The sequence below is a fragment of the Chryseobacterium mucoviscidosis genome, from assembly GCF_002177115.1.
Lineage (GTDB): Bacteria > Bacteroidota > Bacteroidia > Flavobacteriales > Weeksellaceae > Chryseobacterium > Chryseobacterium mucoviscidosis.
This window is the reverse complement of the sequence record NZ_MVAG01000159.1, coordinates 1-520: the sequence shown is the minus strand read 5'-3', so window position 1 is coordinate 520 and position 520 is coordinate 1. Positions and strand designations below refer to the sequence as shown.

At 31.9% G+C, this 520-nt stretch carries 1 tRNA gene and 1 pseudogene; one reads left to right on the top strand and one right to left on the bottom strand.

The window, feature by feature from the left end:
* Positions 1-199 precede the first annotated feature (199 nt).
* A tRNA-Lys gene (locus B0E34_RS19185) sits at positions 200-272 on the top strand.
* 149 nt (positions 273-421) lie between these two features.
* Here B0E34_RS19185 and B0E34_RS19180 read toward each other — a convergent pair.
* Positions 422-520: pseudogene (locus B0E34_RS19180) on the bottom strand (transposase); the annotation flags it as partial.

The following is a 520-nucleotide window of genomic DNA, read 5'->3' as shown; positions in this document are numbered from 1 at the left end:
TCGAATCCCAGCCGGGTCACAAGTTTACTGAAAAGTAAATTTTTTTCATATTAATATTTTGTGATTTGGTGTTTCAAGGGCTTTCTTAAGAAACCTTTGATTTTGAAAATAAATTTTGCAGGAACAAAATAATTTGTATCTTTGCAGATCTTAAAAAAAGAATATTGCTTTTTAAAAAGTAAATTCAAATTAAGTGACCGACTCGGTAGCTCAGCTGGTAGAGCAATACACTTTTAATGTATGGGTCCTGGGTTCGAATCCCAGCCGGGTCACAAGTTTACTGAAAAGTAAATTTTTTTCATATTAATATTTTGTGATTTGGTGTTTCAAAGGCTTCGTAAGAAGCCTTTGATTTTTTATATAATCTACTGTCTTCATTTGTAGAGGTAGATAAAAATGGATCAATCGCAAAACTTGGGGGCTATGCAAAAAGTTTAGTTAATCTGAATAGAAAGAAAGTTCTGTCTTTTACCCCTCGAAGTTGTAGTCTGAAGTTTTTAATTTTCGCATTAAAAGATTC